Here is a 14533-nt window from a genome sequence, read left to right as displayed (position 1 = left end):
GCATGTCAGCACAACCTACAAATCATCCAAAGCAGAATCTGACCGGGGATGGTTCGTCGGTCTCCGTTCGATCCACATCAAGCACCAACGTGAAGACCTGCGATTCCCCTTGCCCTTCAATCGAGCAGCTTCGTCAGGTCATGCTGGGAACACTTGATTCGCAGCAGCAGGAAGTCTGTATTTGCCATCTGGATCATTGTGTCCATTGCCAGAACGCGCTGGAAAAGCTGGCGACGGGCGACTGTGCTCTTGGCCGAAAAATGGGTCGCATCTGTCAACATGTTGATCAAGCCGTTCCTGAATCGGGATCGGCCTATTGGCCTGCGCTGCGTGAAGTGGAAGTCGATCTGGCTGAGACGTTCATTCCCGAAATCAGCCCGCTTCCCAACCCATTAAGCAGCTTGAACGGCGAGAGTTCCTCAACGGCGTCAGGGAACAACTTTTCCCATCCCAGTCGTGGAGAATTAAAACTCGATTTTCTGTCACCACCTGTTGACCCGGCTTATCTGGGCCGGTTGTCGCATTTTGATATTTCCCGCGTGATCGGTCGAGGCGGGATGGGTGTTGTTCTGGAAGCGTTTGATACGCGATTGCAGCGAGCGGTCGCGATTAAGGTACTTGATCCTGAACTGGCCTCGAATGAAACCGCCCGTCTGCGCTTCTGTCGAGAAGCCCGAGCAGCCGCTGCGATTACGCACGAACATGTGGTTTCCCTGCATCATGTGGAAACATCCGCCAATAGTGACCTGCCATTTCTGGTCATGCAGCTGGTTCAGGGAACCACGCTGGAAGCACGAATTGCTAAAGAGCATCGACTCCCCCTGCGAGACATCGTACGGATTGGCATGCAGGTGTCGGCTGGCCTGGCGGCGGCGCATGCGGAGGGCCTGATTCACCGTGATGTCAAACCAGGAAACATTCTTCTGGAAGGCCCCAGTGGTCGGGTCAAATTAACCGACTTCGGTCTGGCCCGGTGCGTTGAGGATGTGAAACTGACCCAGACGGGATTTGTGACTGGGACACCGCTTTACATGGCGCCTGAGCAGGCACTGGGTGAAGAGGTCGATGAACGGTCAGACCTGTTCAGCCTGGGGGCGGTGATGTACGAGATGTGCACGGGTGTGCCACCGTTCTCGGGGACGACGCCCCTGGCGATTCTGCGTAAAATCACCGAAGAAAACGCACGGCCCATCAGTCAGCTTAATGCGGATATTCCTTCATGGCTGGTTGAAGTGATTGGAAATCTCCTCAAGCGGAATCGTGATGACCGCTACAGCTCGGCGGCTGAAGTGGCCCATATTCTGGGATCAAAGTACCAGCAGTTAGAACACCTTTCGCCGCTTCAATTACCCTCTGTGGCAGGAGATGCGTTCAATGAGACTTCGTTGACCTGCCGGCAAGCAGAGCGGCGGCATGCTCGCAACCGATTGCTGGCGTTGATTGGCGGCATTGTGGGAGGGATGATGCTGACTCTCTCTGCTGTCAGTTTCTGGTACTGGCAGTCTGGAAGTGTTGGTTCGGGGGGGACGCAATCGGCGAGTATTCTTCCATTAGGATCGGCCGCGGGAGTCCCTGCCTCTGAAGCTGGTTCTGACATCAGTGTTACTGGCACTGCCAATGGTCGGGCGATTCGCACGAAGCCCGCGCAGACTTACACCACGAGTGCCGGGCCAGTCTGGGCATTGGCTGTGACGGCTGATGGAAAACAACTTCTCACAGCGATTGATGACGGCACCATTCGGATCTGGAATCGCGATCAGCATCGTGTTCTCGGCACCGTTCAGGCTTTCAGTGGCCCGGTGTGGGGCGTGAGCGTTTCCACGGATGGGAAGTATTTTGCCGGCGGTGGCGATGATGGCAGCGTCAAGATCTTTGATCTGGCCACGCGTCAGTTAAAGGAAACATTGAAAGCCTCGGGGCCGGTCAGAACGTTACAGTTTGCACCCAAGGGGCATCGTCTGGCCGTGGGAACACGGACGGGGCAGGTCGAGATCTGGGATGTCGATACCAGGGAACGACTGGCCATGACTCCCGGCCATACGAGTGGCGTGGTCTCGGTGGGGTGGTCGCATGATGGCCAATATCTGGTTTCCGGTGGCGGTGACAAGAATGTCTGTCTGTGGGATGCCGCCAGCGGTTCGTTACTGCTGGAAATGACGGGCCACACAGGTGGTGTCTACAGTGTGGGCTTTACAGCCGACGATCAGAAAATTGTGACTGGTGGCTGGGACAAGCGGTTACATGTCTGGGAGACTTCAACCGGTGCCAACCTGGGCAATCTGGAAGGGCATACTGCCGACATCTGGTCGTTGGATTGTTCTCCTGATTCTCATCTGGTGGCTTCGGTTGGCGAAGACCGTGTTCTGCGGTTGTGGAACCTGGACACGATGACTCCAGTGGCCACCTATGACGATCAGTCGGGGACCATGTACTCAGTCAAATTCACGAGTGATGGGAAGTCCGTCTTAGCGACAGGTCGAGATGGTATTACCCGTGAATGGCCTGTCCCTTCTGTGCTGCCTCCAGCCGCTGGGGAGTAACTCTCCTCTGATGAGGTCGCCAGTGGCTTTTCGCAAATTAACAGTGGCCAATCACAGGGTAAGTAAGAACCTGTTGCTGGAAAAACACGGTAAAATGCTGAAGACAGTCATCTGTTCTGTCCCTGATCCCAGGGACAAAGGCCGGGTTGATTGCTGAAATGAGACGGGAGGTGTACAACGATTTCACTCAAGGAGTGGGTCTTGTATGCAGCCCTCAACACCATTCAGCACACAGCACGTCGGACAGACTTCGCTCATCCGATGGTCTGTATTCGCCGGGAATGTTTCTGAAACAGGCAGAACACGCTTCTGGTGCGCGCCCTCTGAGCTTTTCGTTTCGTCCCTGATGAAGAGGTGGGCGGAATGAAGTCGACCCGCCGGACACCTCGGATCCTCTTTGCGGGGGGTGGAACAGGCGGGCATCTGTTCCCTGGAATCGCAACCGCTCAGGCCATTGAGGCCATGTGCCCCAAGGCCCGTTTTTTGTTCGCAGGAACCGAACGCCCTCTGGAGCGGGAGATCCTGGCTTCCAGTCCCTATGAGCAAACGACGCTTCCTTCAGAGCCGCTTCGTAATTTGTGGCAATCCCCGATTCGCTTTTTGAGCCGGAGTTTTTCCGCCTGGCGTTCTGCCTTACGGATTGTCGATCAGTTCAAGCCGAATGTGGTTGTGGGGCTGGGTGGGTATGCCAGCGTCCCCATGATTCTGGCGGCTCGTCGGCGTGAGATTCCTTATCTTTTATTAGAACAGAACACGATCCCCGGTCGGGCCACGCGGTGCATGGCACGCCGGGCGCATGCGATCTGCGTGACCTTTGATGAAACCCGGGCCATGCTGCCTCGGACAGCAAAAGTCATTGTCACAGGCAATCCGCTTCGTCCCGAGATCCAGGCACTCGCCGGCACCCCTTATAGCGAAGAACGACGAACGCTGATCATTCTTGGCGGCAGTCAGGGAGCCGACCGACTGAATGAAGCGGTGGCACTTCTGTTTGAACAAAACCGTGACTTGCTGCAAGGGTGGGACGTCATTCACCAGTCAGGCCCGCGTCAGGAAGTGGCACTGAAAGCCCGTTATGCCCGTCGTTCGCTGCCTTGTGAAGTGCATGCGTTTATGAAGGACATGGTGCCGGTCTATTCCCGTGCCGGTCTGGCGATTGCCCGCTCGGGAGCTACCACGCTTTCCGAATTGGCGTGTGCCGGGATTCCTTCGATCCTTGTCCCTTATCCGGAATCATCTGACGGCCACCAGTTGAGAAACGCTGAAAGTTTCGCCAGGCGTCACGCGTCACTGGTGGTGGAACAAGCCGCTGATGTTCTGGAAACAACCCGGCAACTTGAGGCTGCACTGACGTCACTGATTGGTGATTATGCCAAACGGGAAACGATGTCTCAGGCAGCACGCAGTTGGGCCAGGGGCAGCGCCACCGAACGGATTTCCCGCGAGATTATCGAAGTCACTGAAATTGCCAAGGAAGCTGCCTGATGGATCAGACAACTGGAAAAACACTGCTCGTCACGGGGGCCACCGGACTGGTGGGTCGTCATGTGATCTCGTGGGCCTTCTCACGCGGTTGGAATGTGCGGGCGCTGGTGCGGGATGAAAATGGCGCCCGGCAGATTTTCTCCCAGGCAGAGTTTCCGACGCTTCAGTTCGCCCGGGGTGATATGGAAAACGCCGCCAGCCTGCAAGCGGCGGCTCGAGGCATCACGTCGGTTGTGCATTGTGCGGCCAAGGTGGGTGACTGGGGCGCGACCGAAGATTATCGTCGGGTGAATGTCGAAGGGACTCGTGTTCTCGCTGAAGCCGCTGCCAAAGAGCCTGGCTTTCAAAAGTTTGTGCATATCAGCTCGTTGGGCGTTTTTCCTGCCAAAGACCATTACGGCACCAATGAAGAAGTGCCGGTCTCTACCAGTGGGATTGACGGTTACACACTCACGAAAATTGAATCGGAGCAGTTGGTCTCCGGGATGGCCAGCCGGGAGAACTTTCCAGCAGTCATTTTGAGGCCGGGTTTCATTTATGGGCCGGGGGATCGCTCCGTCTTACCGCGACTGATGGAGAAGCTGGCGACTCGACAGTTCGCTTATCTGGGAACACCAGAAAAGCTGATCAATAACACGTCGGTTCACAACCTGACACAGGCGATTGACCTGGCATTGGAGCAGACAATTCCGCCCGGACGAATTTTTCATGTGACCGATGGTCGGCTGGTGACCAAGCGGGAGTTTGTGGAAACCGTTGCCAAGGCAGCAAGTCTGCCACTTCCCAAGAAAGTGGTTCCGCTGGGCGTCGCCAAAGTTTTGGCTCACACGTTAGAAACCGTGTGGCGATGGCGTGGAATGAAGGAGGCCCCCCTGCTCTCCGGCGCACGCATCAAATTTCTGGGCTTGAATCTGGACTTCAGTTCTCATCGTGCACAGATGGAGTTGGGTTACCAGCCTCAGGTCGATTTTCAGGAAGCGATGCGAGAGGCTGTCGCAGAGTATTTGGCCAGCCATCCGTCTCAATCAGCCCAATTATCACCTGAGCGAAAGTCTGCCTGATGCTGGCGTGGTATCGCTCGTTGACAAGAAAGTCTGTGACGGACTGGGCCTTTTCCTGGGAAGGGATTCTGGTCTGGGGCTTTATTCCTTATGCGTTTTCGCTAGGCCCGTTTTTCTGGTCATGGTACGGCGCACTTTGGGGCTTGCGGTCGCCCTGGTGGCTGGGAGTCTACGTGCCACTTCAAGTTCAATGCCAGCTCTGCCCGATCTATGGCGAACTGCTGGATTGGTATCTGACCTGGTGGCATTAGACCTGGTGGCTTAGACCCGTTTCCAAGTCAGTGCAGAGGCAGAGGCTTACGGCTGAGTCATGTAGGGATGCGGCTGCTGAGCGGCTTTTTTGTAGACTCCGAAGTCATTGAAGAAGAGTCGTTTGGCGATCCGGTAGGCCCAGCTTTTTTCCGGGATCAACTGATCCGGTGTGGAAGTCCCTTGCGAGGGAAGTTTCTGCATGGCTTCCAGCTCGGCCAGCGCTGTTTTGCGAACGGTTCCATCGGGCGCCTGATGATCTTCTACCAGGCGTTTGAGCAGATCAGGCCGCTCAAGCACAATGCAGCCTCGTGTTGAAGAGGCTGCCAGTTTGCGAAAATCCTGAAGGAAGACCGACTGACGAAAGACTTCCCGAATCGGGCGTTCGTCATGGATGGAGTCCTTGGCAAACTGCACGATCGGGCAAGGCTCAATCCCGCCCCAGGGGCTGATATGGTGCGAAATTCCCGTGGCGGCCGGGCAGAGCGCCTGGCCTTCTCCATCATAATATGCGTCGACCACTCCGATGGGCTTGGTCGCCCGGATATTCACCACAAACCGACGGATCCGCAGTTGTTCTTCCTGTGACAGGCAAAGCTGAGGCTGTGGGTCGGGGCCCATGGGGCGATACACATGAAACCACGTGTAAAGCACACCCATTTCAATCAACCGATCGACCCAGGCTTCCGTCAACAGGTCGTCGATGTTCGTTTTGCAGATGCTCGTGCAGACGCCAACCACCAACCGCTGTTGAAGGCAGTTCTCTAACCCGGCCATGGTCTTGCTGAGCACGCCCGTCCGTCCGCGACGTTCATCGCTGATAATTTCTGTTCCTTCGACGCTGATCAGAGGGGTCACATTTCCCATCTGCCTCAGCTTCCTCGCGACCTCTTTAGTGATGAAGTGGCCGTTGGTGAAGACCTGGAAATAGCAATCAGGATGGCTAGCCAGAATTTCCAGAAGATGCGGGTGCATGAACGGTTCGCCCCCCACAATCCCAAAGAAGCTGTTCCCTTCTTTCTTGGCATCGTTAATCAGGCGGTTGGCGGCTTCAACACTCATAGCCTGCTGCTTGGCGGCCACATCCACCCAGCACCCCTGACAACGAAGGTTGCAGCTATTGATGATCGAAATATAAAGGAACGGAGGAAAGCTCTCTCCCTGCTTCAGCCGTTGTTTGAATCTGAAAACGGAGAGTCCTCCTTTGACTCCCATGTTCCACGCCAACTTCCAGGCGAGTCGTTTATCAGTCACGGTCAGTAATCGTGCGGCAAATTCGAGATACATAGGATGGCCTGAAAAACGATCGGATCAGAGTCTTTCTCAAGCAGTGATTTTCATCAGTGTTCTGAGGAAGGTTTTTTCATATACAAGCTCTCGCAAAACTGCTGCTGATGCTACTGAATCTGACGAAGCAAACAGAGTTTTCAAACACACAAACACAAATACAACAGGCTTTGTGAGGGGGATTAAACACTTGTCGCCAGCCGATGGGTCGGCTGGGGGCGGCCGGGACGAAAACTTTGTGTTTGCCTTAATTCAATCGCGATTCCGAATTCTTCCGACACACGGGCCAGGCTGTTGGTCACGCAGCTTTGCAGGTCTTCTGGATCAATCGCGACTCGTGCATTGATGACCACTTCGGCTTGCTGCACCTGACAATTCGATGGCAACGAGAGTTCCACGGAACCGTCACTACTTGTGAGATTCGCCACGCCAAAAAAGCCTTCCCACAGTCCAATCGCTTTAAGGTGAGCCGTCTCTGCTCCGGCTGTGGCAAACTGAACTTTCAACAGGTTGATAATCGCCAGCAAAAGCGCATCGAGAGCAACAGGCCGGGGACTGGAAATGGTGACGCTGGTGTTGAGCCAGCCCAGTTCGGCTTCTCCCTCGGCGTAGATATCATAGTCGATTTCCAGAATCTTTCGTCCAAAAACGCCATCCTGTTGCAGGAGTTCGTGGTAAGCGTCAAAACCTTCTCCGGTCTTGGCACTGACTCGCAACACGGGCGTTGCCGGTGTTCTGGCTTTGACCAGTGTCATTAATTCCTGCAGTTGGTCTGGGGAAAGCTCATCACAGCGATTGACCAGAATGGCGTCAGCCTCTTCCAGTTGCTTTTCCAGGATATAGGCCGCTTTCGGAGAGAAGCCACCCCCTTCGCCGCGAAGCACTTTCAGGCCATGAGAGGGTTTCAGCAAAACGGCATAAGGGGCGATGGAAAATTTAGCGGCGTACAATTGCTTCAGCGGTTGCACCACTGTGGCCACGAGATCTGTGCAGCTTCCCACGGGTTCAGCCAGAATGATCTCCGGGGCGTTCGATTGATCGAGCCGGCCCAGCGTGGCAATCAGTTCATTGAAATAGCAGCAGAAGCAGGCCCCTGCGACTTCTCCCACGTCAAAGCCTTGCGACCTCAACGAGTTGGTATCCACCAGATCTGTCGCCTGGTCATTGGTGACAATCCCGACGCTCTTCCCTTCGCTGATGAACTGGCGAGCCAGCCGGGCCAATGTGGTTGTTTTTCCCGCCCCCAGAAACCCGCCGACCATGATGAACCGGATTGTCCGGGGAGGTTCCGCCGGAGCGACTGGGGGACAAGGCATGGGCGTGTCTCCGAAGCATGTTGGTCAAGCAGGTGTCAGTCTGAGAGAAGCGTCTGACGCAAACTGAAATTTCGTATGAGGTGCGAAAGGCATGCCTGTGAGAGCCACAGGCATGCCACGCAAAAACATCGCGAATTGATGATAAAATGGCTCAGGTATCTTCTTCGGCTGGTTGGCCAGTTCTGCCCTGATTCATCAAACCATTTTCACGGTGACCCGGCTGGAGGTTTATTTTCCACCAGCAGCGGCAAAGCGAAGGGAGACTTCTGGCCAGTTCACCACATTCCAGAAAGCGCCGATGTAATCTGGCCGGCGATTCTGATATTTGAGGTAGTAGGCGTGTTCCCAAACGTCCAGCCCCAGGATCGGCGTGCGACCTTCCATGAGTGGGCTGTCCTGATTGGCGGTGCTTTCAATAACCAGCCCGCCCTTGGAATCAACACTCAACCAGGCCCAACCGCTGCCAAAGCGGGTCGTGGCGGCGGCAATGAACTTTTCCTTGAATGCGTCAAACGTTCCAAACGTATGATTGATCGCGGCTTCGAGAGCTCCGGTTGGCTTTCCGCCACCTTCAGGAGAAAGCACCGTCCAGAAGAGTGAATGATTGGCATGCCCCCCCGCATTGTTACGGATGGCAGTACGAATCCCTTCGGGAACTTTGGCCAGATCGGAAATCAGTTGTTCAGCCGTCAGCGATCCCAATTCGGGATGTGCTTCCAGGGCCTTGTTGGCGTTGTTGATATAAGCCTGATGATGTTTCCCATGATGGATTTCCATCGTCTGGGAGTCAATGTGCGGCTCAAGGGCACTGGGGGCGTAGGGCAGCGCTGGTAATGTGAAAGGCATCAAAGAATCTCCTCAGTTGACAGTTTCTGTGAACGAGACATTTCGGTGAAGGCCCGAGAATTGGCTCATTCCCACGGGCAAATTGACAAGGCAGTCAGAGTGATGTTCTCTTTGGGTGAACCCCGAAGGCTGTCGATGAGCGGTCAGCATCAGTTGCGCATCGACTCGTTCATTCTATGGCGCCAAATTTTCCGAACAACCAACATCAGGGGCATTGTCGCGAAACGGGGATCTTCTCTGTTTCCGGGATCATTCGCCACAATCGCTTTCCGACGATATAGTCCATGGTCAGAAATCAGGAGTCAGGCAACACCGTCGAATTCCTGTCAGTCGATATTCATCACGCACATCACAAGTCGTTTGGCAACGTGTTTTCTCACGGAGTCAAACTTGATCACAGGGAGACAATCAAGCATGCGACAAGTCAGGGCGTGCGGAGTCATCCTGTTTCGTAAATCTCCTCATTTAACCTTTCTGCTGCTCAAGCACCGCCATCGATTCGATCTTCCCAAGGGCCACCTTGAAGAAGGCGAAGACGATCTGCAATGTGCTCTGCGGGAAATGGAAGAGGAAACAGGCATCCCGCGAACGGACGTGGCTTTAGACCCGACGTTCTGGTATTCCGAGACTTATCATCCTGTTGAAGCCCGATTCGGCCCGGAGCCAGTCGAGAAGACGCTCATGATTTATCTGGGGTGGTTGAACCGTGATCGTCCCCTCAAGCTCACTGAACATGTTGGCTATGAATGGCGGCTCTGGACGCCACCGCATCACATTCAACGATATACGATCAACCCTTTGCTGAGCAAAATCGAAGCCCACTTCGTGGAAAACCCCCACGTTCTTCGCGTTGACCCTCTAACCCCTTGAATCCGGGACAGATGTTCTGTCCTCTCACCGTTCTCGTTGGTGAAATCCCGATGTCGGCACATTCAACAATTGATCCGCTTTCCATGATTAAGCCTCGCCGTACTCTGAAAGGGGCGTCGGCGATTCTCCTGCCTATGCAGGATGAACGAACCGTTGACTGGCTGGCGTGGGAGGCGCACCTTGTCCGTACTGCGCAAGCGGGGCTGACTCCCGCAGTCAATATGGATACGGGGTATGTCAACCTGCTGGGCGTGACGCTGGAAGAGGAAGTGCTCAGTCGCACAAAGGCGATTCTGGGAGGCAAGCCCTTCATTGCTGGTGCTTTTGTTGGTGACGAACCCGGTGCGGCTTTTCAGCTTGCTCACTATGCGGAACGCATGGAAAAGATTGCCCATGCGGGCGGCTTGCCCATTGTCTTTCAATCGTTTGGTCTGACCAGTGGTACGGGCGATGAAATCCTGCCCCGCTATGAACAACTGGCTGCCCGGTGCGATCAATTTCTGGGGTTTGAGCTGACGACCGATCTGGCACGCTTCGGCAAGGTCTATGACCTGGAAACGTTCGGTGAGCTGCTCAAAATCAGGCAATGTATTGGTGCGAAGCATTCGTCATTTCATCGATTGCCAGAATTTGAACGACTCATTGTGCGCGATCGTGAACGTCCCGACTTTGTGCTATACACGGGGAACGATCTTGCCATCGATATGGTCATGTATGGCAGTGATTACCTGCTGGGTTTGAGCACTTTTGCGCCCGAACTCTTTGCTCAAAGAGACGAATACTGGAGGACGGGTGATCCCCGTTTTTATGAGCTGAATGATCAGTTGCAGTATCTGGGGGCGTTCACTTTTCGTTCTCCCGGAGCCGCTTATAAGCACTCGGCTGCTCAATTCTTCAAAATGCGAGGTTGGGCAAAAGCCGATCTGGCTTATCCTGGCAGCCCCACTCGTCCGGAAACAGATGTTCCTGTTTTAAGGGAAATTGCGTTGATGATGGGGGTCTCTCTGGTAGATGAATAATCACCTGCTGGTTGAAAAGCGGCGATAAAGGTCGCGCTTCATTCAAAGGAAAGTCTTAGTTCCTCGCAAATTTCCGGGTACAATGCGGGTTGATCTCTCTTCCCTTCCCGATCGAAGACCACTTCTCATCTCGCGTCGCATTGGTTTTTTGCGAGAGGACTCTCGCAACGGGCAAACAAACTTCTGAATCACTGTGAGACATGATCATGAACGAAGAACTGCCATTGGAAACCAATTGTGCTGAAGTCCATCAGTGGCTTAATCAGGGACGGGAATTCCTGTTCATTGATTGCCGCGAAATTGACGAGTGCCATATTGTGAAAATCGATGGCACACTGCTGCTGCCGATGAGCGAACTTCAAGACCGTGTGGGGGAGTTGGCGGGTCAAAAGGAAAACGACATTGTGGTTCACTGCCATCACGGTGGCCGAAGTCTGCGCGTTGCGAAATGGCTTCGCCAGCAGGGATTCCCGAAAGCTGTCAGTATGGCGGGAGGGATTGATCACTGGGCCACCACGATCAATACGGATCTTCCCCGCTATTAACCCCTGCCCGAGATGCTCGCTCTCCCGCTTGCGGGAGAGGGCCGGGGTGAGGGGTATTTAACTATCCGTGTTAGATAGCTATCGGCAATACTTTGTCGATAGCTGTATGCTCCCTTTTATCAAGAGTCACGCGTTCCCCCCCCCCTCATCCGGCCTTCGGCCACCTTCTCCCTCAGGGAGAAGGGTTTGAGTGCTTTCTGACGGATCTCGGGCAAGCTTCAGAAGGCTTACGTTTCAGTGAGGTCTTCTTCCTCTGAAGCATCGGCTTCCTCAGGAAGAGATCCAGCCACTTTGCGAATGAGAGCCAATTGCATACTGCCGACACGCAGGACACGCTCGACATTCCAGCAGTCTGGCAGCGTGTAAACGGCATCTTCTGGCCCGCGAAGCACCATCAGGACATCGTCTGTCGTGAGTTCTGGCCGCGCTAATCGCGTCAGCATGCGATGCAGCGGAGTTCCCGGCTTGAGATCCTTTAGCATAACGTAAGGAGGGTCAAAGAAGACCAGCCCATAAGGAAGCCAGTCACTGCCTCGCGGTTTCAGAGACGACTGGAGCGCGCTGACCCGCCAGGGGATTGAGATTTCCGTGGCGCCGACATGCTCGATATTTCCTTTGAGCAATTCAAACGCGCGATGATCCTGCTCGATGAAAACGCAGGTTTTCGCGCCGCGGCTCAACGCTTCCAGGCCGAGTGAACCGGTGCCGCAAAACATGTCGAGGACGCGTCGGTCTTGAAAATGCCGCTCGATGTTATCGAAGAGAATCACTTTCGCCCGGTCGGTGATGGGCCGGGTGGTGTTTCCCGGATTGGCTTCGAGTTTACGCCGGCGGAAGCGTCCAGAAATAATTCGCATAGCAGATAAGAGATCCGTGAAGCCGATTGACAGAGGATGTTTTTACGAAGTGTATCAGGTGCGTGGATTTCATGGCTGAAAAATTGTGAAAGTAGCCGCTGAAAACGCTCTGTTGTTGTGTCGTGGCTGTCATGTGAGAACAGCAGGTTAGGGGCGGATTTTCTTTTCCCAATGTTGCCGGATAATTTCAGCCGCTTCGATTGTCCAGCGATTGGGAGGAAGCTGCCTTTCGCCTGGAGATTCCGTCATTTCCGGCACCGTTAATTGCGAGGGATTCTGGGGGGAAGTGGTGACGCTGGAGATTTCCGAGCGATCGCGTGACTTGGTGGAGGAACTCGATTGGGCGACGGCCCGATTGACCGCTTCGAGAACTTCAATCCCCAGTTCCGCAGTATCCTGCTTTGAAAGCCAGTCGTGAATTTCGCCTTCGGATGGCTGCTGGTTGGCCGACTTGGGACGGCTGAATGCTTCTGTCGAGATGGCTGCCCGGCTTCGGGAAGGTGTTATTTTTTCATTGGGGGCGACCAATTCAAAGACCATGGCCCCGACGCGCAGACGATCACCCGGTTCGAGCACGGTTTGGCCGGAAATCACGGCTTCGTTGATGAATGTTCCATTCTGGCTGCCAAGATCTTCCACCACCACCGCTTCCACACCAGGACGGATGTTGACCCCCGGTTGAATGCGGCAATGCTTCCGGCTCACCAGTGAAGAACTCAGCTTGATATCCGCCAGTTCGTCGCGGCCGATCAGCAATGACCGCGCGGGGAGGTTTAATCGTTGTCCTTGAGATGCCCCCGTGCAGATGAGTAATTCGGCCATGATGAATGATGTCTTTCTTGCCAACCTTTTCTTGCCAGCCCAGCCCTGTCAATTCGGCCCTGTCAATCCGGCGATTACTGAGGAGGTTAGCGTAATCTCCACAGAGGGTTGAGGGGAAGTGCCAATCAATGAACAGGGGCGACCTGCAATTTCTGGGCAACACCGTTTCCCTGGTCATTCTGACGGGTAGGGCATTCACTTTGGGATGACAGGAAGGCGATTAAAGCGAAAATCGGCTGTTTTCAGGGGTTTGAAAGGGGGGAATCAAAAAAAACTCCTGAAAAACAGGGGTTTAGGGGTCGAGGCGTCATTGACATTCAATTTTTGCGACAGTTAGATACCTGATCGTACGGGGTTTGCAGCAATGCCCTCGCATTATGAGCCAATTGCTTCCCGGAAGAGCGTGCGTCAATTGACAGACCGTTTTTCTGGAATATCACTGGCGCGTCCAAATCTGACTGCCATCAGGAGAATCGAATGACAACCGAAGAGAAGAAGCCACTGTCCAAGACCGATATTTTCGCATCGATCGCGGAAACCACCTCGCTCACCAAGAAGGACGTGCAGGCTGTCTTCACGGCGCTGAACGAATTGATCAGCAAGCAGATCGGCAAGAAAGGCCCAGGCGTGTTTGCCGTGCCGGGACTGCTCAAGATCCAGGTTGTTCGTAAGCCAGCCACCAAGGCCACACAACGGGCCAATCCGTTCAAGCCGGGCGAAATGATGGTGGTGAAGGCCAAGCCTGCCCGCAACACCGTGAAAATCCGCGCTCTGAAGAGCCTCAAGGACATGGCGTAACCTGCCTGATCACTCTCAACCCCTTCTCCCTCATGCATTGGTCTCTACACATCTCGGAAGCAAAATTGATCTCGATAAAAACGACCTCGAAAAAGGCAGAAAGATGCCATCGAAGGTGTTGTTAGATAACGCGAATTAGGTGAAACAGAGCAAATGGATGGTTGCTGATCTTGCTCTGCGATTCCGTATTTCTCTGTTATCTTCAGTTTTTTGAGATGTGTAGAGACCAATGTCTCCCTGAGGGAGAAGGATTTGAACGCTTCCGGACAGATTCTTAGCTCTTGCAAGACTCGTTCATTCATGGGGCGGGTGGAGAATTTCAATGCCATAAGCCGGAGCAATGGCCAGTAACTTCTCAATATCTGCCAGTGTGGCAGGCACAGGGATTGTTGAGCCTTCTTCCAGAGGATGCCCGACCTCGTAGAACATCTCTTCCAATCCCGCAGGAGCAATCGTGACCAGCATCCGGGCAGGTTCGTCGCTTTCATTGCTGAAACTATGCGCCGCCCCACGAGGAATGTTAATAAACATTCCCGGCCCAGCGACAACCTGCTCATCGCCGATGGTGAAGGTGATCTCTCCTTCGATAATAAAGAACCCTTCTTCCTCACGTGAATGAATGTGCGGCGGTGGCCCACCACCCGGCGGAACCGTCGCTTCCCATTGGGTGTAAGCCCCCGCAGTCTCCTTGCCTGTGGCCAGAAAGCGAAAGACGTCGCCCACCACGCTGATCGTCCGGCCTTCCCAGACATGTCGTCGAATCGCTTCACGCATGATGCCGCTTTCTGTTCATGGCTTGATTGAAAATCATTGATTGTAAACGCGAGATCATTTGTTC

14 protein-coding genes are annotated in these 14533 nt (G+C 54.3%); 8 read left to right on the top strand and 6 right to left on the bottom strand.

Going from position 1 to position 14533, the window contains the following annotated elements:
- The first annotated feature begins 2 nt into the window (after positions 1-2).
- From SH287x_RS14345 to SH287x_RS14330, 4 genes are all read left to right on the top strand, one after another.
- Positions 3-2540 carry a WD40 repeat domain-containing serine/threonine protein kinase gene (locus SH287x_RS14345; RefSeq protein WP_479515011.1) on the top strand — a complete coding sequence of 846 codons (2538 nt, stop codon included), beginning with the start codon at positions 3-5 and terminating at the stop codon, positions 2538-2540.
- Between the two features lie 363 nt (positions 2541-2903).
- On the top strand, positions 2904-4025 hold the full coding sequence (gene murG / locus SH287x_RS14340) for an undecaprenyldiphospho-muramoylpentapeptide beta-N-acetylglucosaminyltransferase (protein ID WP_479515010.1): 1122 nt from the start codon (positions 2904-2906) through the stop codon (positions 4023-4025).
- Positions 4025-5086, top strand: a complete 1062-nt coding sequence (locus SH287x_RS14335; RefSeq protein WP_479515009.1) for an NAD-dependent epimerase/dehydratase family protein — start codon at positions 4025-4027, stop codon at positions 5084-5086. Before murG ends, SH287x_RS14335 begins: the two co-directional genes overlap by 1 nt.
- The gene (locus SH287x_RS14330) at positions 5086-5337 is read left to right on the top strand and encodes a hypothetical protein (protein WP_479515008.1); all 252 of its coding nucleotides are present in this window, start codon (positions 5086-5088) and stop codon (positions 5335-5337) included. Before SH287x_RS14335 ends, SH287x_RS14330 begins: the two co-directional genes overlap by 1 nt.
- 46 nt (positions 5338-5383) lie before the next feature.
- Here SH287x_RS14330 and SH287x_RS14325 read toward each other — a convergent pair whose 3' ends face one another.
- From SH287x_RS14325 to SH287x_RS14315, 3 genes are all read right to left on the bottom strand, one after another.
- Positions 5384-6622 (bottom strand): radical SAM/SPASM domain-containing protein, encoded by a 1239-nt coding sequence (locus tag SH287x_RS14325; RefSeq protein ID WP_479515007.1) that lies wholly within the window; start codon positions 6620-6622, stop codon positions 5384-5386.
- A 182-nt stretch (positions 6623-6804) separates the two neighbouring features.
- A complete protein-coding gene (locus SH287x_RS14320) occupies positions 6805-7938 on the bottom strand; it encodes a GTP-binding protein (protein WP_479515006.1) in 1134 nt (377 codons plus the stop codon).
- A gap of 228 nt (positions 7939-8166) precedes the next feature.
- Complete coding sequence (locus SH287x_RS14315; RefSeq protein WP_479515005.1) at positions 8167-8784, bottom strand: superoxide dismutase; 618 nt, start codon at positions 8782-8784, stop codon at positions 8167-8169.
- Positions 8785-9198: 414 nt separating this feature from the next.
- Between SH287x_RS14315 and SH287x_RS14310 the strand changes: the two genes are divergently transcribed.
- The 3 genes from SH287x_RS14310 to SH287x_RS14300 all read left to right on the top strand — a co-directional run bounded on the left by SH287x_RS14310 (position 9199) and on the right by SH287x_RS14300 (position 11218).
- Positions 9199-9654, top strand: coding sequence for a bis(5'-nucleosyl)-tetraphosphatase (locus SH287x_RS14310; protein WP_479515004.1), 456 nt, complete (start codon positions 9199-9201; stop codon positions 9652-9654).
- A 50-nt stretch (positions 9655-9704) separates the two neighbouring features.
- The gene (locus tag SH287x_RS14305) at positions 9705-10673 is read left to right on the top strand and encodes a dihydrodipicolinate synthase family protein (protein WP_479515003.1); all 969 of its coding nucleotides are present in this window, start codon (positions 9705-9707) and stop codon (positions 10671-10673) included.
- Positions 10674-10879: 206 nt separating this feature from the next.
- On the top strand, positions 10880-11218 hold the full coding sequence (locus tag SH287x_RS14300) for a rhodanese-like domain-containing protein (protein ID WP_479515002.1): 339 nt from the start codon (positions 10880-10882) through the stop codon (positions 11216-11218).
- 227 nt (positions 11219-11445) lie between these two features.
- Here SH287x_RS14300 and rsmD read toward each other — a convergent pair whose 3' ends face one another.
- Together rsmD and SH287x_RS14290 are read right to left on the bottom strand one after the other, a co-directional pair.
- Entirely contained in the window at positions 11446-12075 is a 630-nt protein-coding gene (gene rsmD, locus SH287x_RS14295) for a 16S rRNA (guanine(966)-N(2))-methyltransferase RsmD (RefSeq protein ID WP_479515001.1), read from the bottom strand.
- 147 nt (positions 12076-12222) lie between these two features.
- Positions 12223-12897 (bottom strand): FHA domain-containing protein, encoded by a 675-nt coding sequence (locus SH287x_RS14290; protein WP_479515000.1) that lies wholly within the window; start codon positions 12895-12897, stop codon positions 12223-12225.
- Between the two features lie 477 nt (positions 12898-13374).
- Between SH287x_RS14290 and SH287x_RS14285 the strand changes: the two genes are divergently transcribed.
- The gene (locus tag SH287x_RS14285) at positions 13375-13695 is read left to right on the top strand and encodes an HU family DNA-binding protein (RefSeq protein ID WP_479514999.1); all 321 of its coding nucleotides are present in this window, start codon (positions 13375-13377) and stop codon (positions 13693-13695) included.
- A 294-nt stretch (positions 13696-13989) separates the two neighbouring features.
- Here the strand turns inward: SH287x_RS14285 and SH287x_RS14280 are convergent, their stop codons facing one another.
- The gene (locus tag SH287x_RS14280; RefSeq protein WP_479514998.1) at positions 13990-14469 is read right to left on the bottom strand and encodes a cupin domain-containing protein; all 480 of its coding nucleotides are present in this window, start codon (positions 14467-14469) and stop codon (positions 13990-13992) included.
- Between the last annotated feature and the right edge of the window lie 64 nt (positions 14470-14533).

The organism is Planctopirus sp. SH287, from assembly GCF_056500625.1.
This window is presented reverse-complemented; position numbering and strand designations above follow the sequence as displayed.